This window comes from Mycobacterium genavense ATCC 51234 (genome assembly GCF_000526915.1).
Lineage (GTDB): Bacteria > Actinomycetota > Actinomycetes > Mycobacteriales > Mycobacteriaceae > Mycobacterium > Mycobacterium genavense.
Genome location: NZ_JAGZ01000010.1, coordinates 21,961 through 40,961, shown reverse-complemented (window position 1 = coordinate 40,961; position 19,001 = coordinate 21,961). Strand labels below are relative to the sequence as shown.

Genomic DNA, 19,001 nt, shown 5'->3' with positions numbered 1-19,001 from the left:
CATCTTGGTCGCGGGGCATCCCAATTTGCCTGGTGGTGAATTTGTGGTGCTTCAGTTTTGCACCACACGAACTCGGCCGCCACCGATATCCGACGTTCTGCTGTCATCGGTTATACACGCGTGCGGCGACCAGCCGGCTGCTGTTTTCGCGCCGTCGGACGCGTACTACTGCTGCGACGAGGTGCCCGCGGTTCCGGTGAACGTCGCGTCGTCGTACTCGACGATCTCGCCGCGCAGCGCGTCGAAGATGGCCATGCCCTGCGACACCAGCCCGGCGGCCACCTGCCCCAGGCCCTCGGCGCCGTTGAGCACCGTGAGGTTGGAGTTCGCCAATCCCAGTGCGGCCTTTTCGACGATCTGCGGCAGCTGGTCGATCAGCGCCTTGTCCAGGGCGACGCGGTTGTGCGACGCCGCCGCCTCGGCCTGGATCTTCATCTTCTCGGCATCGGCGACGGCCATGATGCGGACGCGCTCGGCTTCGGCTTCCGCGGGTTTGACCACCTCGGCGACCAGTTCCTGCTGGCGCAGCTCGGCGGCACGCTGGGCCAGCTCGGTGCGCATCTTGAGCACCTCGCGCTGGGCCTCGGCCTCGGCCAACGGGCCCGCCTGGGCGGCGAGTGCCTGGGCCTTGTCGACCTCGGCCTTGTACTCCGCCTTGACGATCGCGGTCTGGCGCGCGAATTCCGCCTGCTTGCGCTGGGGACGTGGGACGCGTTGTGGAGCCGGGACTCCTGCTCGGCCTCGGCGGCCGCCTGGTTCGCCTGGACCTGAGCGATCTGCGCCTGCTGCTGGATGGCGGCGTTGTGCGGGCCCGACATCGCGTTGATGTAGCCGAGGCCGTCGTCGTCGATGGACTGGATCTGTAATGCGTCGACGGCAAGACCGATGCGGGCCATCTCCTCCTTGGATCCGTCGAGGACCTCGGTGGCCAGCTTCTGCCGTTCCCGGATGATCTGCTCCACGGTCATCGAACCAATGATCGAGCGCAGGTGCCCGGCGAAGATCCGGCCGGTCAGTACCGACATCTGGTCCTGCTCGGACAGAAATCGCTGCGCGGCGCTGATGATGCTTTCGGTGTCGTTGCCGACCTTGAACGCGATCACCGCCCGGACGTTGAGGGTGATCCCCTGTTGGGTGACGCACTTTTCGGCGACCTCGGACTCGCACATGGCCAGGGTGAGGAAGCGCGCCTTGCGGAAGAACGGTAGGACGAACGCGCCGTGGCCGGTCACCACCCGGAACGGGGCATTGCCTTTCGCGCGGCCGCCGGAGATGAGCAACGCCTCGTCCGGGGCGGGCACCTTATAACCGAGCATCTTTTGACTCCTTGGGTTTTGGTGTTGGGTAGCAGGGGATTTCACTCGTTGTCTGAATCAGGACAGATCCTGCTCGGCTCGTTCCCATGGCTCGACCACCACGGTCCGGCCGCCCCGGATCTCCACTACCAGGACCTTGCTGCCCTTCGATAACGGATCGTCGGACCAGGCCAGGAACGGTCTCCTTTGACCCCCGTACGGTCACCAACACCTCGCCGGGGCCGTGGTCGCCGCGCGTCGCTACGACCAGCTTTCCCACACAACCGATTGCCAAGGCGTCGCTCACGATCGCATATTCCTCCATCGGCGGCGTCTGCGCTACGCCCAGTCCTCTACCCCCTATCAGAAGGGCGGTGGGTCGTAGCTGGCGGCGAGGCGTTCGGCGCGCCGCGCTGCTTGGGCGGCAATGCGGGCTTCGTTGGTGCCGCGCTCCCAGCGGATGCGGTCTTGGGCCCGGGTTTGTCGCCGGGCCGGCATCATGAGTCCGCGGGTTTCTGCCGGCGATGGTGTCCAGGTGGGTAGCGTCAGCGTCCCCGTTGGAACGGCCAGCGCTGGAGACAACAGGCTGCCACCGGGTTTGGTGACGTAAGTCTGCCCCGTTGGCGACGTCCACACCACGGTGCCGTCGGGCTCTTGCCGATCCGCACAGCCCGCCCGGCCGGTAAAGAACGTTTTGAGCAGGTGATGGTAACGGCACAGCAGTTTGACATTCGACGGATGGGTCGGACCGAGCGGAAACGGTACGGTGTGGTCGATGTCACAGACCTCCGCGGGTGCATCACAGCCCGGGAATCGGCAGCACAGGTCGCGAAAGCGGACGAACTCGGCCAGCGCCACCGAAGGCCGATAGCCCGACTCCAACCGGTCTTTGGGGATGATCAGCGGCTTGACCTTGGCAATGCCGGCCAACTCGCGCAACCGGTCCGGGGGCAAGGGACCAAACCCGGGTAGATAGCCGAAAGCTTGCGATCCGCCGTCCACGGCGGTGTGCTCAGCGAGCACATGAATCACCACATTGGTTCCCGAGGGGCGTTGTGCGGCAGCGCAATCCGGTGAACCACACTGGCAACGCAGCGCCTTCAACCCGGCGGCCAGCGCGCCCATGGCATCGGCACGGCGCTGGGCGTGGGTGCGCGGATCCGCCCGGCACACAGAGCCGGCCAACGCGTCCAACGTGTGCTCCAACGCGGCGCCGTCGGTGGCGTGTAGCTGCGCCCACACGCCGGCCAGCCCAGAATCGGTCGGCCTGATCTCGACATAGCGATCCTCGGTGCGCGCTCCCGGCCTCCGCACTCCGGCCGGGTCGAACCGGGCCACCCACAAATCAACACGCTCGGCGAGTTTGGGCCCCGAGAGCCGCATCCATCGCGGGGCATGTCGGGCTATCGCGGCGTCGAGCTTCGCGAGCAATGCGGCATCGTCGACCAAGTCAGTGCGGTACACCACCGCGGCCACCAACCGAAAGTCGATGTCCCCGCGCGTAAACACCTCGGCCACCCGCGGCAGCCGCTCACGCAACGCGATCGCATACCGCAACCGCTCTCGGGCTCGGCCGCGACTGATGCGTAACGCCGCACCCAGCTCGGCCACCACATTCTCATGCCCATCAATGGCCCAGCAGGCCCGCTCGTCATCATCATCGGGCGCTCGACGCGCATACAGCTCACCGACCGACACCAGCTCCCGAGCACACGCGGCGTTTTGCGCGCGCGCCGCTGCGGTGACGGCATCCACCACGCCCGCGTCGGTCAGCGAATCGAACATACTTTCGATTGTACGCGTTTCCGGCGTAACTGGTTTGATAGCGCCCTCGGTTGTGGATAACTTTCGCAACCGACGTGGGCGGTGCGCACACCAACCGGCCGCTAGACCCAATAGGGCACCCGGGCGCGGTATTGACGCATCGCGAAGGCCGCCAGCAGCCAGCCGACGACGGTCAGCACCAGCACCACCGTCCAGTGCCGCGTCTCCTGGTGAGCGCCCAGCAACGGCGCACGCACGATATCGAGATAGTGCAGCAGCGGGTTGAGTTCGACGATCTTCGACCAGCTGCCCGCTCCTTGCTGGCGCAACGTGTCGCCGTTCCAGATGATCGGCGTCATGAAGAACAGCAGCTGCACGATCGAGAACAGCAGCGGGCCGATGTCGCGGTAGCGGGTCGCGAGAATGCCGAAGCACAGCGACACCCAGATGCAATTGAGCACGATCAACGCCAACGCCGGGAGCACCGAAAGGTCGGCCCACGACCAGGGTTTGGGATAGATGATCGCGACGACGAGGTAGATGACGATGTTGTGAGCGAACAGGATCATCTGCCGCCACACCAGCCGGTACACGTGCACGCTCAACGGCGTCGGCAACTGTTTGATCAGACCCTCGTTGGCGACGAACACGTCGGCGCCTTCCAGGATGGCGGCGTTGATCAGGTTCCAGATGATTAGGCCCAGCGTCACATACGGCAGATGCACGGACAGGTTGAGGTGGAACAGCTTCGAATACAGCCCGCCCATCGCGACGGCGGTGGTGCCGGTCGCGATGGTGATCCAGAACGGCCCCAGCACCGAGCGGCGGTAACGCTGCTTGATGTCCTGCCAGCCCAGGTGCAGCCACAGCTCCCGACGGCGAAACCCCTCGACCAGGTCGTTGCGGGCCCGGGTGAAGGTCCGCGACTGTGCGGCGGCGTCGATGAATGTCACGGGGTTCCTCCAGGTCCGGATGGTGGCGACCCGCTTCGTCCGGCTGCGCCGAGCTCCCGGTCGCCACTTGGCTTGCCGAATTGCTCACGACGTCCCAAGCGGCGCAACCGAATCCACTCCAGCAGGCCGCTGGGATCGCGCCGGGTCAGGAAGAACCAACCGAACCGCACCCACTCCTGGACCAGCAGCTTGCGCAGACCCGGCTGGGACAACAGATAGCCGCGGTTGCGGTAGGTGTAGAACCGCTTGGTCGGGTTGTCGGGATACTGCGTATGCATCCGTCCGCCCAGGATCGGGCGGAACTCGTCGGATCCGCAGGGGTGCAGATAGGTCGCGTCCAGGCAGGTCCCGAACGGCAGGCCCGAGCGCACCAGCCGCCGGTGTAGTTCCACCTCGTCGCCGCGGATGAACAACCGCATGTCCGGGACGCCGACCGCGTCCAGCGTCGACGCCCGGAACAGCGCGCCGTTGAACAGCGACGCGATCCCGGGCAGTAGATCTTGTTCCGCCTCGGTACGCAATTCGCTTGCGCGCCTGCGCCATACCAGGCCACGCCGCAACGGGAACGCCAGCCGCTGCGGGTCGTCGGAGTTGCACACCATCGGCGAGACTTCGGCCAGGCCGTGCTTCTCGGCGCAGGCAAGCAACGTGGCCAGCACCTGGGCGTCGTGCGGGCGGCCGTCGTCGTCGGCCAGCCACACCCAGTCGGCACCCTGCGCCAACGCGTGCAGCATGCCCAACGCGAAACCACCTGCGCCGCCGAGGTTTCGGCGCGACGGTAGGTAGGTGGTCGAGATCGGTTGAGCGGCAACCAGTTCGCGGATGCGGTCATCGGCACCGCCGTCGTTGTCGACGACGATCAGATGATCGGGCAGCCGCGTTTGCGCGCTGAGCATGTCCAGCGACTTGGCGAGCTCCTGTACGCGCCGATGGGTGACCACCACGGCGAAGATGGATTCACTCATCCCGCGGCGGTCTCTTCGAGCACCTCGCGGACGTGCCGTGCGGCGTCCTCACCCTCGTAGGCGCGCACCACTTCTTCGATACCGCCGGTTTGGCGGATGACGCCGTGGTCGATCCACATCGCGGTCTTGCACAGCCGGGCCAGGAACTCGTTGGAATGGCTTGCGAAAACCAGGATTCCGGACCGCTCCACCAGGCTCTGCAACCGCGACTGCGCCTTCTTCAGGAAGTCGGCGTCGACGGCGCCGATGCCCTCGTCGAGCAACAGGATCTCGGGGTCGATGCTGGTGACCACGCCCAACGCGAGCCGGACCCGCATCCCGGTCGAATACGTGCGCAACGGCATCGACAGGTAATCCCCGAGCTCGGTGAACTCGGCGATCTCGTCGACCTTGGCCAGCATCTGCTTTCGGGTCTGCCCCAGGAACAGGCCGCGGATGATGATGTTCTCGTAGCCGGAGATCTCGGGGTCCATCCCGACGCCGAGGTCGAACACCGGCGCCACCCGACCGGTGACTTTGGCCCACCCCCGGGTCGGCTCGTAGATACCCGAAAACAGGCGCAGCAGAGTCGATTTCCCGGCCCCGTTGTGGCCGACCAGGCCGACGCGGTCGCCCAGCTCCAGCGACATCGTGATGTCGCGCAACGCCTCGACGACGACGACGTTGGAGTTGTTGCGGCCGATCGTGCCACCGGCCTTACCGAGGAAGGCCTTCTTCAACGATCGCGACTTCGCGTCGAAGATGGGGAATTCCACCCATGCGTTGCTGGTCTCGATACGCGGGGCGCGAGGACCGGACACCAACGCCTGCTCTTACAGGTACTGTCCGGTGCCCGAGCCGTGTCCGTGGCCCGAGCGCCCGATGCCGGGCGGCAGGGCGCCTTGGCGCATCTGCTCGAGCTGCGCACGAGCGGCCATCTGCTGGGCGAACAGCGCGGTCTGGATGCCGTGGAACAGTCCCTCGAGCCAGCCGACGAGCTGCGCCTGCGCGATGCGCAACTCGGCGTCCGAGGGCTCGGAGTCCTCTCCGAACGGCAGGGTGAGTCGGTCGAGTTCCTCGCGAAGTTCCGGCGCGAGGCCGTCTTCCAGCTCCCGGATGCTGGTGGCGTGGATGTCGCGCAGCCGCTTGCGGCTGGCCTCGTCCAGCGGTGCCGCCCGCACCTCTTCGAGCAATTGTTTGATCATGGTGCCGATGCGCATCACCTTGGCGGGCTGCTCGACAAGGTCGGTCAGCGAGCGCTCGTCGGAATCGTCGTCGTCGCCGTCGTCGCGAAGCGCCATGATTCGCGGATCGACGCCGCCGATGATCTCGACACCGTCGTCGTTGCCGTTAGTCAATCCGGTCACCATCCTCTTGTCCTTCTAGGGGTGGGGCGGTGTGGTGTTTCCGCGCCATTCGTAAATTCTGGCCCCACCGTTGTCGTAGATCAGCGCCCACGACTTCGATTTTTCCAGCGACACTAGTCCGTCGGGCACGGCGAACCCCCGAACCGTGGGCGAGCTGGTGTAGATGTAGCGGATATTGAGCGCCTTTATCGCCTCGACGACCTTCGGATCGGAATCGCCGCGACGGGCATAGGCCCAGAAAATGTAGCGCTGGGGTCCCGGCCCGGTCTGCTGCGGGTAGTCGTAGTGCGTCCACAACGGGTGCAAATCGGCGACGGCGTACATCCAGGTGGTGCCGTCGGTGTTGGCGTTGCCGATCAGCGTGTCACGCGCGCCGGGTAGTTTCGCCAGGTACGCCATCGCCATCAGGTCGCGCTGGTCGACCATCACCGAGTCGTATTTGTCGCCGAACAGCACGATGTGGCGATAAAGATAGTGCCGCCCGATGAACACGGTCGAGAACACCAGCAGGACCGCGGTGGCCGAGGCCCATACCGGCGCGGGGAGGGTCTTGAACCGGCTGGTGAGTCGGCGGGCGACGGCGACCACCAGCGCGACGGCGCCGAACAATGCGGTGGCGGCCATCGGCGTCACCAGCATCGTCACCACCGCGGTGAGCCGGCGCGGATCGTTGTAGAAGAACTGGCTGAACTCCTCGATCGCCGCGCCAGCCGCGTTGTGAAACGGGGCCCCCGAGTACACGGTCGCCACGGTCAACACCAACCAGACCGCCGGCGGCCACCAGATGCGCCGGTACAGCAGATAGGCCATGCCGAGATAGACCAGCACGACCAGGCCGTATTGGATCGGGAAATCGTTCAGGTGACGGGTGTGCAGCAGCAGCGCGTCGATGACGCCCTGCTTGGCGCTCTTGAAGCTGGGGAAGGCATGACCGGCGATGATGTCGGCCTGCTTGAGCACCCCGATGAACTGGGGTGCCAGGATCAGCTCGGTCGGCACGGCGGTGGCGGCCAGGATCGCGACGTCGGCGAGCCGGCCGCGCACCGGATGCCACAGCACGTGCAGCAGCCACCAACCCAACAGAAACAGGATGACGATGAATCCACCCGTCAGGTGCACCGACAGCACGCCGATCAGCGCCAGCACCGCCACCGGGATGCGGTCGCGATGCCGCAGCGTCGAGGTGATCAGCACGAACGTCGGAATCGCGACGCCGTAGGCCGCCAGGTTCGGCATCGCGGCCACGCCGAACTCGACGTAGGGCACTGAGGTGAACGACGCCGACAGCGCGCCCGCCGTCGCCGCGACCGCGGCCGTTCGGCCCGGCGTCATCATCGGTCGCAGCAGATGCCAGGTCAGCATCGCCGCGCTGGTCGGGAACAGCCACACCGAAGCCGCCACCGAGCTCAGCGTGTAGCCGGTGGTCGGCGCCGCACCGGTCAGCTGGCAAAACACCGCGATCAGGGCGTGGAACACCGACGGGTAGTACAGCGCCTGGTGGGTCTCGACGTTGCGCAGCTCACCCATGTGGGTGGAGGACGCCTGGCCGGTGTCGAGAATGAAGCGCACCTCGTTGGCGTGCCACACGGCGTCCCAGGTGCTGGGGATCGTCTGCCAATGGGCGGCCAGCCCGCGATACGCCGCCCACATGACCAGCAGCGCGCCCAGCGCCACCCCCGCCGCGACCGCCAGCGCCGGCCAGCCCTCGATGCCCCGCGCCTCGGCGTCGGTGTCGCGGTAGCGGGCGAGCAGCAGCTGCAAACCGGTCGCCACCACGCACACGACAGCGAGCGCCCCGAACGCAGTCCAACCGTTCCAAGGGATTCCGAGCGCACCGAAGGGGATGATCGCCAGCGCGACGACACCGTAGGTCAGCGCCGGGCCAACTGTGACCGCGATTGGCCACGTTAGCTGGGTGATACGCGCAACGATTGTCCCCGGGGCGATCAGCAAAAACAGTGCGATCAGCGTTCCGATCCACAGCCCCACTGGACTAGTATGGCTGGCCGGGTGACCTGGCTCGGGTAGCCACCGGTTGGCTCTGACGTCTGTGGCACCCGCTACCGTCACAACTTCGCTCAAGTGCGGAAGCTCTAAGGTGGCTGCATGGCTTATGACGTCGCCCGGGTGCGCGGACTGCATCCGTCACTGGGTGACGGATGGGTGCACTTCGACGCGTCGACGGGGATGCTGATCCCCGATTCCGTTGCGACCACCGTCTCCACCGCATTCCGCCGTTCCAGTGCCACCACCGTGGGAGCGCACCCGTCGGCCCAGCGCAGCGCGGCCGTGCTGGACGCGGCGCGGACAGCCGTGGCGGATCTGTTCAACGCCGACCCGGCCGGCATCGTGCTGGGCGCCGACCGCGCGATCCTGCTGTCCTCACTGGCCGAGGCGTCGTCGTCGCGGGCCGGCCTGGGCTACGAGGTGGTCGTCAGCCGGCTCGACGACGAAGTCAACATCGCCCCGTGGCTGCGGGCCGCGCACCGCTACGGCGCCAAGGTGAAGTGGGCCGAGGTCGACATCGAAACCGGTGAGCTGCCGACGTGGCAGTGGGAGAGCCTGATTGGGAAGTCGACGCGGCTGGTCGCGGTCACTTCGGCGTCGGGGACGTTGGGCACGGTCACCGATCTGCGGGCGATGACCAAGCTGGTCCACGACGTGGGCGGGCTGGTGGTCGTCGATCATTCCGCGGCCGCACCCTTCCGGCTGCTCGACATCAAAGAAGCCGAGGTCGACGTGGTGGCGGTGAACGCCATCGCTTGGGGCGGACCGCCGGTCGGAGCGATCGTGTTTCGCGATCCGGCGCTGATCAACTCGTTCAGCTCGGTCTCCACCGACCCCAACGCCACTGGCCAGGCCCGCCTCGAAGTGGGCGCGCATCAGTTCGGGCTGCTGGCCGGGGTGGTCGCCAGCATCGAATACCTTGCGGCACTGGACGAGTCGGCCCGCGGCAGCCGGCGCGAGCGGCTGTCGGTGTCGATGCAATCCGCGGCGTTGTATCTGAACCGGATCTTCGACTACTTGATGGTCTCGCTGCGCTCGTTGCCGCTGATGATGCTGATCGGTCGTCCGGAGGCGCGGATACCGGTCGTCAGCTTCGCATTGCAGGGCGTGCCCGCCGAGCGGGTCGTACAGCGGTTGGCGGACAACGGAATTCTGGCCGTCTGCAACGAGAGTTCACGCGTGCTGGATGCGTTGGGGGCCAACGAGGTTGGCGGCGCGGTGACCGTCGGGCTGGCGCACTACTCGACGACGGCCGAGGTCGATCAGCTGGTGCGGGCGCTGGCGTCGTTGGGCTAAGCGCGTCCGGCTCTCTGATTGCCAGTGTATTCAGGGCGCCCTAATCGCAGAGTGGCGGCCGTGAGCGCACAATCGACGGCCCAGCCGGCGCGAAAGCTAGACGGTCAGCACGATCTTTCCGTGCACGTCGCCGGCCACCAGCTGCTGATGAGCTTGTCCCGCTTGCTGAATGGGCATGCGCGCACCGATGAATGGCCGCACCCGGCCGTCGGCGATCATCGGCCACACCGACTCCGTTACCGCGGCGACGATCTCGCCCTTGCTGTTCGGGCCGGACACCGGCCGGCCGCGCAGCGTGGTGCCGATTACTCGTAACCGCTTGGGCAGTAGCTTGCCGATGTTGAGCTCGCCCTTGAGACCGCCCTGCATGCCGATGATCACCAGCTGTCCGTCGCTGGCCAAAGCGTCGAGATTGCGATCCAGATACGACGCACCCATGATGTCGAGGATCACGTCGGCGCCGCCGCACTCCTGCAGCCGCGCCACGAAATCGTCGTCGCGGTAATTGATGGCGATCTCGGCGCCCAGGTCGCGGCAGGTTTGCAGCTTTTCCTCGGACCCGGCGGTGACGGCCACCCTGGCACCCAGGGCCCGGGCGACCTGAATCGCGTGGGTGCCGATCCCGCTGGCCCCGCCGTGCACCAACAGCAGCTGGCCCTCGTGCAGGTGCGCGGCCAGCACCAGGTTCGACCACACCGTGCAGGCGACCTCGGGTAGCCCCGCGGCGTCCCCCAGCGTGACGCCGTCCGGGATGGGCAGCACCTGGGGGGCCGGAACCGCGACGTACTCGGCGTAGCCACCGCCCGCCAACAACGCACAAATCTGTTGTCTGACAGACCATTCCGCGACCCCGGCGCCCAATTCGGTGACGGTGCCGGACACTTCCATGCCGATGATGTCGCTGGCTCCGGGCGGGGGCGGATACTTGCCGGCGGCCTGTAGCACGTCGGCGCGGTTGACGCCGGCCGCGGTGACCTTGATCAGCACTTCACCGGGCCCGGCGGAGGCATCGGGGACCTCTTGCCAGACGAGTCGGTCGGGAGATTCGGCGACGATGGCGCGCATGCGGGTCACGGTACTAGCCCCGCTACCCTTGTCAGCGGTGGCGTGGCAGAGCGGCCTAATGCACTCGCCTTGAAAGCGAGAGACGGCTAACACCGTCCGGGGGTTCAAATCCCTCCGCCACCGCGTTGTGATGCGGCGAGAAGGGCACCGATGCGGCCCGTCGGTAAAGCACGATTACGCGCCTTCGGTGTCGTCGAAGAACGACCACTCACCGTCGTGTTCGACTTCCATCCGCCAGCCGAGTTCGGTGTTGTCGGCCTTGTTGTTGACGAACCAGGCGCGTGGGCGTCCCCGGCACTGGCGATGTCCTTGGTCGCGACGACCTCTCCCTGCGGGTTCAGCACTCGATAGTTAGTCATCGCCGCAGTGTTCCCACCGGGCGTCGTGCTCAATCAGTCGGGATCTGTGCCGCGATGGTGTTCATCAGCGCGGTGTAACGGCGTAGCTCCGGGTCGCGGCCGGGTTTGCCGCTGCTGATCAGACCGGCGGCCAGGCTGCGCTCGGGGTCGGCCCAGATCGCGATGTTGCTCAAGCCCAGACTGCCGAATGCTTCCGGCGCATTGCGCCCGAACGGACCCCACCGGTTGGTGCCGAGAATGAAGCCGGTGCCCCAGCGGGCCGGCATCAGCCCGACCGCGAAATCGGGCCGCAGCCGCCGGGATTCAGTGACCACGCCGCGCAGCGTTTCGGCCTGTAGCACCCGCACACCGTCGAGTTCGCCATAGCGGCGCCAGATTTCGGCGAAGCGGGACATCTCGTTGGCGGTTGAGACGGTATTGGACGACGGGATCACCGTGGTCAAGAAGAACGGCGCGTTGGTCACCGGGATCATCTCGTGCACCGTGCCGCCGATGGCCTTACGGAATATCTGTGCGATCACCGGCGGCAAGGGCCGGCCGGTAGCATGGCTCGGGGCGACCAGATCGAGGTCTTGTTTGGCGACGCCGAAATTGGTCCACCGAAAACCCAGCGGGTCAAGGATTTCGGCGGCCAGAATCTCGCGGATGTCCTTGCCCGCGGCCGTGTAGACGATTTCGCGGATCAGCGGGCCCCAGGTCAGCGCGTGGTACAGGTGGATCAACCCGGGCCGGTACAGCGGCCGCAGATTGCTCAGCATCTGCTGCACGTACTCGTGATCGTCGGCGCGTTTGAGGTCCGGCAGCGGTCCGGTGGGAAACGGCAGCCCGGCGCTGTGAGTCATTACGTGCCGGATCGTGATGCGGTCCTTGCCATGGCTGGTGAAGGTGGGCATGTAGTCGCAGACCCGGTCATCGAGGGAAAAAAGACCCCGCTCGACCAACATGTGCACCACGGTCGCGGCGATGCTCTTGGCCGCCGAGTACACGCAGAACGGCGTGTCCGTCGTGACGGGGACCTTCTCGGCATCGGGGGCGTCGGTGGGCGCGTTGCCCCAGCCGTGGCCGATCGCGCGGTTGAGCACGACGCGCCCGCGGTGCCGGATGCACAGCTGGATCGCCGGGTGCATGCCCGCCCGGTACCAGTGCCGCGCCGCCTGCCAGATGCGTTCGACGGCCGCGGCGTCGATTTCGGAGTGGTCCTCGTCGCCGAGCGTCGTCACCGAGTCCAGGTCGGCCGGGACACGGATCTTGCCGTCCGGGGTCACTTGCGCCGCTCCTCGTCGTCGCTGCGCGCTGCATCGTCGTCGGCGCGGGTCGTCAAATTAGCGGTCGTATTCACCACTCCCGCGAGGGTACGTGGCGCGCGGCTACTCCCCGGTGAACTGCGGCGGACGCTTGGCGAACGTCGCCTGGATGCCTTCGGTCAGGTCCTTGGACGGCAGGAAGGCCGAGTTCCAGGCGGCTACGTAGCGCAGGCTCTCCGACACCGCCGCGGTGCGCTGCTGGTCGAGCACGTCCTTGACGCCGTAGACGGCCAGCGGCGGGTTGGCGGCAATCTCCGCCGCGGTCGCATGCGCGGCGGCCAGCGTCTTGTCGGCGTCGTCGTACACGTCGTTGACCAGCCCGATTTTCTCGGCCCGGGCTGCGTCGATGTCTTTGCCGGTCAGCGCCAGCTCGCGCAGATGGCCGTCGTTGAGGATCAGCGGCAGCCGGGCCAGGCTGCCGACGTCGGCGACAATGGCCAATCTGACTTCCCGGACCGAGAACTTGGCGTCGGCGCCGGCGTAGCGGATGTCGACTGCCGAGATCAGGTCGACGCCGCCGCCGATGCACCAGCCGTGCACCGCGGCGATGGTCGGGGTCCGGCAGTCGGCGACCGCGGTGATCGCACCCTGCATTCGCCTGAGTTCGGTGTGGAACTCCGTGCGCGGGCGAGCCAAGGCGCCGTCGGCCATCAACGGCGTGAACATGCCGCCCATCGCGGGCAGATCCAGGCCGTAGCTGAAGTTCTTGCCCGACCCGGTGATCACGATGGCGCGCACGTCACGGTCGGCGTCCAGCGTCCCGAACACGTCCGGCATCTCCGCCCAGAAGGCCGGGCCCATCGCGTTGCCCTTGCCCGGTCCGATTAACGTCACCCGCGCGACGTGGTCTTTGATCTCGACGGTGACGGATTCGTAGGTATCGCCCATATCGAGACCGTAGCGTGGGAATTATGTCTCGTGATTTGCGGCCCGGACCTCACTCCCGGCCCACGGATGAACTGCACAGCGCCGAGGACACGCTGGGGATCTTGCAGCGCGCGCTGCACCCCATCTCCAGCGATGATCTGTCCAAGCAGACGCCCTGCACCGAGTTCGACGTGACGCGGTTGACCGAGCATCTGCTCACGTCGATTAGTGGCATCGGCGGCATGGTCGGCGCGCAGATCCCGGAGCGCGACGAGAGCGATTCGGTGGAACGGCAGATCGTCCTCGCGGCTCGCCCGGCGTTGGACGCGTGGCACCGCCACGGCCTGGACGGCACGGTGCCGTTCGGCAAGAGCCAGATGCCGGCCAAGTCGGCGTGCGGCATCCTTTCGATCGAATTCCTAGTCCACGCATGGGATTACGCCGTCGCGGTGGGACATGAACTCGATGCCCCCAGCCGTTGTCCGAGTACGTGCTGGATCTGGCGCACAAGACCATCCGGCCGGAATTCCGCGGCACGGCGGGGTTCGACGATCCGGTGGACGTGCCCGACGATGCCGGCGCTTTGGAGAAGCTCGTCGCATTCACCGGACGCAACCCGGCCCGGTAATTCACGGCGCCGATTCGGACGCGCTGCGGACCACCCCTCGCAGCCAACTGTGGGACGGATCCTGATCGAAGCGCGGGTGCCACACGGCGTAGAACTGCAGCGCGATCAACTCCCGGGGCGCCGCGAGGATGCGGGTCTGCGCGGGGTCGGCATTCTTGCAGGCAACTCGCTCCGGAACCGTCAACAGGAGGTCGGTGCCCGCCAAAATGCTTGGCGCCAAGGCGAAATAGGGCACGCTGACAGCCACCCGGCGGGTGACGCCGAGCGCCTCGAGGGCCCGGTCGATCCAGGGCTGGCCGATGTCGATGGTCAAGTGTGGCCAGCGTAGATACGTCGACAGCGACACGGATGTCTGCTCGGCCAGTGGGTGCTCGGCGGCGACTATGCAGACGAAGCGATCGCTGAAAAGGTGTTCGCTGCAGTATCTTTCGGGCGCAACCCGGCCGTAGATCGCCAGGTCCAGTGTCCCCGCGTCGAGCTTGTCGAAGACGTGCTCGTCCAGGACTTCGCAACTCACGGTCGAATTGGGTGATTCGGCCAGGACCTTGCGGATCAGCGCGGGACCGAACGTCGCGACGGTGTAGTCGCTGACGGCGAGGCGAAAGGATTGTGCGGCCGTTGCCGGGTCGAACGCCTCATTCGCAAACACCTGCTCCAAATGCGTTACGGCCGTAGTTAATTGGTCGCGCAGACGCTCGGCGCGCGGGGTCAGCGAGTAGCCGTCCGGTCCGCGCACCAGCAGCTCGTCGCCGAAGTGCCGACGTAGGCGCTGCAGGGCCCGGCTCATCGCCGGTTGGCTCAACCGGACCCGCTCGGCGGCTCGCGAGACGTGTTGTTCCTCCAGCAGGGCCACCAACGGGGGCAGCAGATTCAGGTCCACCTGATGGATATGCGTGGTGCGCATGCACCAAATGCTAACGATTCATTTCACAAATAGCAGCAGGTGTCGGACCTGCGCTCAAGGGGCCTAGACGCGTTCGAGGTAGAAGTAGTAGTAGCGGCCCACCCCGTCCTGGAAGTCCAACACGCCCTTGCCGTTCATGATGCCCATCACGGCGTCGTCGTCGATCTTCATGAAATGGTCGTGCACGGGTTGGCCGTCGTAAACCATGGTGGCGGTGACCTCGCCGCGGAATTCTTCCAGCCAGAGGCTCGCCTCGCCCTTGCCCATCTTCTTGTTGGAGAACTTGTTTCCGTCGTCGTCCAGGCAGACCAACGGCTGCACGTCGCTAACCGAAGTGAAGGTCTTGCCGAACCAGCCGACCTTCGCCAACTGCCCGTTCATCATGTGACCGGTCAGGAACTCGCCGCCCTTCCACTCGCCCATCATCTCGTCGATGGTCGCGGGGTCCAGGGTTGCCCAATAGTCGTCGAGTTCGGCGTCGGCGATCTTGTCGCTGCGGTTCTTGAACTCGTTGAATTGCTTGCGGGCCAGGCTCATTCGGCAACCTCCGGGTGTGCTATCCAGTCGCGGGCGAATGCCAGCAGCGCGTCGTTTTCGGCGGGTGCACCGATGGACACGCGAACACCGTCGTCACCGTATTGGCGAACCACGATGCCCGCGTCGGCCGCCCGGGTCACGAAATCCCGGGTCCGCGGCCCCAACGGCAGCCAGACGAAGTTCGCCTGCGAAGGCGGCAATGCGTATCCGGCGTCCCGTAACGCGGCGCTGACCCGAACCCGATCGGCGGCCACCGCGTCGGTGCGGGTCAACAATTCGTCGGCGGCGTCCAGCGATGCGATCGCGGCGGCCTGCGAGATGTTGGTCACCGAGAACGGAACGAACACCTGGTCCAAAGCCGTGATCAGGTCGGGGTGGCCGACCGCATAGCCGACCCTCAGGCCGGCCAGCCCGTAGGCCTTGGAATAAGGTGCGCAGCACAACGACGTTGTCACGGGCGCGGACCAGGCCCAAGCTGTCGGGCAGCATGCCGTCGCGAATGTATTCGACGTAGGCCTCGTCGATCGCGATCACGATGTGCGGCGGAACGGCCTCGACAAACCGGGCCAGCGCGTCCGGGTCGACGACGGTCGAGGTCGGGTTGTTGGGATTGCAGACGAAAATCAGCCGGGTGTTTTCGGTGATCGCGGCGAGCATCGCGTAGAGGTCGAAGGTGTGGTCGGTCAGCGCCACCTTGACCGCGGTCGCGCCGGCGACCTGGACCAGCGGCGGGTAGAGCTCGAAGCTGCGCTAGCCGAGGATCACCTCGTCACCGGCCGAGGCGGTGATTTGCACCAACTGCTGGCAGAGGTTGACCGAGCCCGCGGCGACGGCGACGTTCTCCGGGTCGAGGCCGGGCCCGAGATGTTTGGCCAGCGCCGCGTCGAGTTGCACGCAGCCGTTGTCGGGGTAGCGGTTGACGTTGTCGGTCGCTTGCTCGATCGCGGCGCGGACACTGGGCAGCGGGCCGAACACCGTCTCGTTGCTGGCCAGTTTCATCGAACCCGGCACCGTCTTGCCCGGAACGTAAACTGGCAGCCCGGCCAGCTCCGGCCGTAGGCGGGCAGTCACTTCGACAGCATATGTCCTCGCTGTGTACGCTATGCCTCCGGCGGTTCAGGGACGCCCGTATCGAGTCGGGTACCCTCATGAAGTCCAAGGGAGGCGTGCCAGAGCGGCCGAATGGGGCTCACTGCTAATGAGTTGTCCCCCCTAAAGGGGACCGGAGGTTCAAATCCTCTCGCCTCCGCTGCAGTCCTTTCGCGGACACAACTGAGTTACCGGCGCCCGTAGCTCAACGGATAGAGCATCTGACTACGGATCAGAGGGTTAGGGGTTCGAATCCCTTCGGGCGCGCTCTCTCTCAAGGCTGCGGCGGCGGGGCCGGAGGGTTGTCCCAACTGCCTGGCGTCCCAACGGGCACCTGCATGTCGAGCCAGTTGCACGGCATCATCGATCTCCAGGCGATAAACGCGCACTGTTGCTCGGGCGTCAACGGACTAGGACCCGCGCACGGTGGCGTTCCCGGCACTCCACAGATGGGATCGGCGGTCGCGGCCGGTGCGGAGGCAAATGTCGCAGCGGCGATCGTCAGCGTGACGGCCGTGAGGAATCCAGCGACCGGACGTCGGGTGGGTTTCATGGCTGACTCGAATCTGTAGGCTGCCCCCTGCGCAGATCGTAATCGCAGCTCCTGACGTTGCGTAACCCTTCGATCAATCGTCAGTGCGGCGACTTCTCGGCAAGATTGACGACTTCGGATTCGCCCAGCCTGTCGCCGGTGTCAGCGCCGCGCGCTTCCACCTTCCATTCACCGGAGGTGATGCCGTTGCTGTCCAGCCACGCCCGGCACGCCCGGGTCCGCTGTCCAGTTCGCGGCGGGTGTACGGGTCGTGGTCGTACTCCGTCCAAACGGCGCCGTCGCGGCGCATTAGCGCGCATGCCTCACCAACAGGTGCGCGTGGCACAGCGCGGCGCGGTCAAAGGCACTGCCCGGTTTGGTGGGGAAATATCCGCCGCATGCTGCGCAGGTCCGCATCACGTGGTCCGGCCCGTCGTCGACCGTCATCGGCGTGAACCCCAGCGCGTCCGAGGTGAATTCGAGGTCGTCTCCCATGCTCATCAGCAGTTCCTCGCGCCGTAGCGTCGGAATTTGACCTTACTGACGGTCAGTGCCGGCGTAGACGGCCGGTCGAACCTGTAATCCGTTGTTCGACAGACCGTTAATGAGCAGTGTCGTCGGCGTCCGGGCCGGTGGACTTGTCGGGCATGGGCCCAACCGTCGCGAACATCGGGATTCTGAGCGTCTTGCCGCCGACGATCGGCAGGTGGACCGCGACGAACACGATCTTGAGCTCCAGGCTCACCTGCCGCAACGGCTGCTCGTACAGGTCAAAGCGCATGTCCCGAATCCGCGCCAGGCCGCGCTCGAACCGATTCATGGCCTCGACCCTACCGAGCCATTACCGTCGTGGCTCGAACGGCCGGGCCCGACGGGTAAGGAGGCACGTCCAAAGATGCTAGCCGTTGCCGATCTGGGTCAGCGCGCGCTCGAACAGGTGCACCGTGGCCGCGTGCAGCGCATCGCCGACATCTTTCTCGGCCTTGCCGGCACAGGCCCGGGCCAGCGTGCCCTCGATGACGATGCCCAGCTTGAAGCACGCCAGCACCGTGTACCAGGTGATGTGCGACAAGTCGCGGGTGGTGTTGGCGGCGTAACGCTCGAACAGCTCGTCGGTGCTGGCCAACCCGTCCTGACTGCTCAGCGTGTGGCTGAACACGCTGGAACCGTCCGGCTGGCGCCAGGTGGCCAGCAGCCAGCCCAGATCCAGCAGCGGGTCGCCGATCGTGCACATCTCCCAGTCGACGATCGCGACGACGTCGGGCCCGGTGCGGGAAAACATCACGTTGGCCGAGTGGTAGTCCCCGTGCATGATCCCGGGTGTCCAGCTCGTCGGCCGGTGGCGTTCCAGCCAGGCCGATACTTCCTCGATGCCCGGGATCTGCGGCCCGGGATAGCCGTCGTACTGGCGGTAGGAGTCCAGCTCCCCAAGCCAGCGCGGCACCTGGCGTTCCAGGAAGCCCTCCGGTTTGCCGAAATCGGCGAGACCCACCGCGACGTGGTCGATCGCACCCAGCCTGGCCAGCGAGTCGGCCATCGACAGGCCCATGCCGTGGCGCACCTTGGCATCGCCGGCATGCAGCGGGAGCAGCCCCTCGCCGGCGTTGAAGCCGTCGACCGGGTCCATCAGATAGAAGACGGCATCGCCCAGCACGGTGGGGTCGTCGCAGACCGCGATCAGGTGCGGGTGTGGAACGTCGGAACCGGCAAGTGCCGCAAGGACTTTGGTTTCCCGCAGGATCACGCTGTTGCTGCGCGGCCGCAGGTGTCGCGGCCCGCGCCGCAGCACATACGGCCGACCGGCCCGGGTGAACCGCAGCATCACGTTCTGCGTGCCGCCGGTGACGGCCGACACGTCCTGCAGCGGACCGTCGCCCAGCCCCTGCCGAGACATCCATTCCGCGACGGCGTCCAAGTCCACGTGCTCCACGGGGTGTGAACCTACTCGCGACGTCTCGGCGTGTACCGGACGGTCTGCGCGCGAATCATGCCGTCGCGGAAGACGAAGGTGTCGACGCCGTCGTCGACCCGGTTGGCCGCCGACTCGGCGGCCCATTCGAGGAACAACACGTCGCCGTCCGGGTCATCGC

At 66.3% G+C, this 19,001-nt stretch carries 15 protein-coding genes, 3 tRNA genes and 5 pseudogenes; 5 read left to right on the top strand and 18 right to left on the bottom strand.

The window, feature by feature from the left end; genetic code table 11:
• Positions 1 to 165: 165 nt before the first annotated feature.
• The 7 genes and pseudogenes from T428_RS29535 to T428_RS0119355 form a co-directional block, all read right to left on the bottom strand.
• A pseudogene (locus tag T428_RS29535) lies at positions 166 to 1,316 on the bottom strand (SPFH domain-containing protein).
• Between the two features lie 342 nt (positions 1,317 to 1,658).
• Complete coding sequence (locus tag T428_RS0119380; protein WP_025737788.1) at positions 1,659 to 3,080, bottom strand: HNH endonuclease signature motif containing protein; 1,422 nt, start codon at positions 3,078 to 3,080, stop codon at positions 1,659 to 1,661.
• Between the two features lie 101 nt (positions 3,081 to 3,181).
• On the bottom strand, positions 3,182 to 4,012 hold the full coding sequence (gene wzm / locus T428_RS0119375) for a galactan export ABC transporter permease subunit Wzm/RfbD (RefSeq protein WP_025737787.1): 831 nt from the start codon (positions 4,010 to 4,012) through the stop codon (positions 3,182 to 3,184).
• Positions 4,009 to 4,977, bottom strand: coding sequence for a galactofuranosyltransferase GlfT1 (gene glfT1, locus T428_RS0119370; RefSeq protein WP_025737786.1), 969 nt, complete (start codon positions 4,975 to 4,977; stop codon positions 4,009 to 4,011). The genes wzm and glfT1 overlap by 4 nt, the downstream gene beginning before the upstream one ends.
• Entirely contained in the window at positions 4,974 to 5,777 is an 804-nt protein-coding gene (gene wzt / locus T428_RS0119365; protein ID WP_025737785.1) for a galactan export ABC transporter ATP-binding subunit Wzt/RfbE, read from the bottom strand. Before wzt ends, glfT1 begins: the two co-directional genes overlap by 4 nt.
• A 12-nt stretch (positions 5,778 to 5,789) precedes the next feature.
• A complete protein-coding gene (locus tag T428_RS0119360; protein ID WP_025737784.1) occupies positions 5,790 to 6,326 on the bottom strand; it encodes a bacterial proteasome activator family protein in 537 nt (178 codons plus the stop codon).
• Between the two features lie 12 nt (positions 6,327 to 6,338).
• Entirely contained in the window at positions 6,339 to 8,312 is a 1,974-nt protein-coding gene (locus T428_RS0119355) for a DUF6541 family protein (protein WP_025737783.1), read from the bottom strand.
• 117 nt (positions 8,313 to 8,429) lie between these two features.
• On the opposite strand from T428_RS0119355, the gene T428_RS0119350 reads away from it, so the two are divergent.
• Positions 8,430 to 9,626, top strand: coding sequence for a cysteine desulfurase-like protein (locus T428_RS0119350; RefSeq protein WP_025737782.1), 1,197 nt, complete (start codon positions 8,430 to 8,432; stop codon positions 9,624 to 9,626).
• Positions 9,627 to 9,722: 96 nt separating this feature from the next.
• Here the strand turns inward: T428_RS0119350 and T428_RS0119345 are convergent, their stop codons facing one another.
• Positions 9,723 to 10,691: an NAD(P)H-quinone oxidoreductase gene (locus T428_RS0119345; RefSeq protein WP_036468473.1), complete on the bottom strand. Its 969-nt coding sequence runs from the start codon at positions 10,689 to 10,691 to the stop codon at positions 9,723 to 9,725.
• A gap of 36 nt (positions 10,692 to 10,727) precedes the next feature.
• On the opposite strand from T428_RS0119345, the gene T428_RS0119340 reads away from it, so the two are divergent.
• Positions 10,728 to 10,814 (top strand) — tRNA-Ser (locus tag T428_RS0119340).
• Between the two features lie 51 nt (positions 10,815 to 10,865).
• On the opposite strand, the pseudogene T428_RS32245 reads toward T428_RS0119340, so the two are convergent.
• The 3 genes and pseudogenes from T428_RS32245 to T428_RS0119330 all read right to left on the bottom strand — a co-directional run bounded on the left by T428_RS32245 (position 10,866) and on the right by T428_RS0119330 (position 13,242).
• A pseudogene (locus T428_RS32245) lies at positions 10,866 to 11,050 on the bottom strand (hypothetical protein).
• A gap of 29 nt (positions 11,051 to 11,079) precedes the next feature.
• On the bottom strand, positions 11,080 to 12,315 hold the full coding sequence (gene lipE, locus T428_RS0119335; protein ID WP_025737780.1) for a lipase LipE: 1,236 nt from the start codon (positions 12,313 to 12,315) through the stop codon (positions 11,080 to 11,082).
• A 102-nt stretch (positions 12,316 to 12,417) separates the two neighbouring features.
• Positions 12,418 to 13,242 carry a crotonase/enoyl-CoA hydratase family protein gene (locus tag T428_RS0119330; protein WP_025737779.1) on the bottom strand — a complete coding sequence of 275 codons (825 nt, stop codon included), beginning with the start codon at positions 13,240 to 13,242 and terminating at the stop codon, positions 12,418 to 12,420.
• 23 nt (positions 13,243 to 13,265) lie between these two features.
• On the opposite strand from T428_RS0119330, the pseudogene T428_RS29530 reads away from it, so the two are divergent.
• Positions 13,266 to 13,849 (top strand): annotated as a pseudogene (locus tag T428_RS29530) (TIGR03086 family metal-binding protein).
• A 1-nt stretch (position 13,850) separates the two neighbouring features.
• Here T428_RS29530 and T428_RS0119315 read toward each other — a convergent pair.
• From T428_RS0119315 to T428_RS29525, 3 genes and pseudogenes are all read right to left on the bottom strand, one after another.
• Positions 13,851 to 14,753 (bottom strand): LysR family transcriptional regulator, encoded by a 903-nt coding sequence (locus T428_RS0119315; RefSeq protein WP_025737777.1) that lies wholly within the window; start codon positions 14,751 to 14,753, stop codon positions 13,851 to 13,853.
• A gap of 63 nt (positions 14,754 to 14,816) precedes the next feature.
• Positions 14,817 to 15,290 carry a DUF4334 domain-containing protein gene (locus T428_RS0119310; protein WP_025737776.1) on the bottom strand — a complete coding sequence of 158 codons (474 nt, stop codon included), beginning with the start codon at positions 15,288 to 15,290 and terminating at the stop codon, positions 14,817 to 14,819.
• Positions 15,287 to 16,361: pseudogene (locus T428_RS29525) on the bottom strand (histidinol-phosphate transaminase). The gene T428_RS0119310 and the pseudogene T428_RS29525 overlap by 4 nt, the downstream one beginning before the upstream one ends.
• A gap of 89 nt (positions 16,362 to 16,450) precedes the next feature.
• Between T428_RS29525 and T428_RS0119300 the strand changes: the two are divergent.
• Positions 16,451 to 16,539: transfer RNA gene (locus T428_RS0119300), tRNA-Ser, on the top strand.
• Between the two features lie 34 nt (positions 16,540 to 16,573).
• Positions 16,574 to 16,646, top strand: a tRNA-Arg gene (locus T428_RS0119295).
• Between the two features lie 574 nt (positions 16,647 to 17,220).
• On the opposite strand, the gene T428_RS0119290 is transcribed toward T428_RS0119295, so the two are convergent.
• The 4 genes and pseudogenes from T428_RS0119290 to T428_RS29520 form a co-directional block, all read right to left on the bottom strand.
• Positions 17,221 to 17,412, bottom strand: coding sequence for a hypothetical protein (locus T428_RS0119290; RefSeq protein WP_025737775.1), 192 nt, complete (start codon positions 17,410 to 17,412; stop codon positions 17,221 to 17,223).
• 100 nt (positions 17,413 to 17,512) lie between these two features.
• Positions 17,513 to 17,731: a hypothetical protein gene (locus T428_RS0119285; protein ID WP_025737774.1), complete on the bottom strand. Its 219-nt coding sequence runs from the start codon at positions 17,729 to 17,731 to the stop codon at positions 17,513 to 17,515.
• A 78-nt stretch (positions 17,732 to 17,809) separates the two neighbouring features.
• Entirely contained in the window at positions 17,810 to 18,805 is a 996-nt protein-coding gene (locus tag T428_RS0119280) for a phosphotransferase family protein (RefSeq protein ID WP_245604998.1), read from the bottom strand.
• A gap of 47 nt (positions 18,806 to 18,852) precedes the next feature.
• Positions 18,853 to 18,990, bottom strand: a pseudogene (locus T428_RS29520) (nuclear transport factor 2 family protein); the annotation flags it as partial.
• Between the last annotated feature and the right edge of the window lie 11 nt (positions 18,991 to 19,001).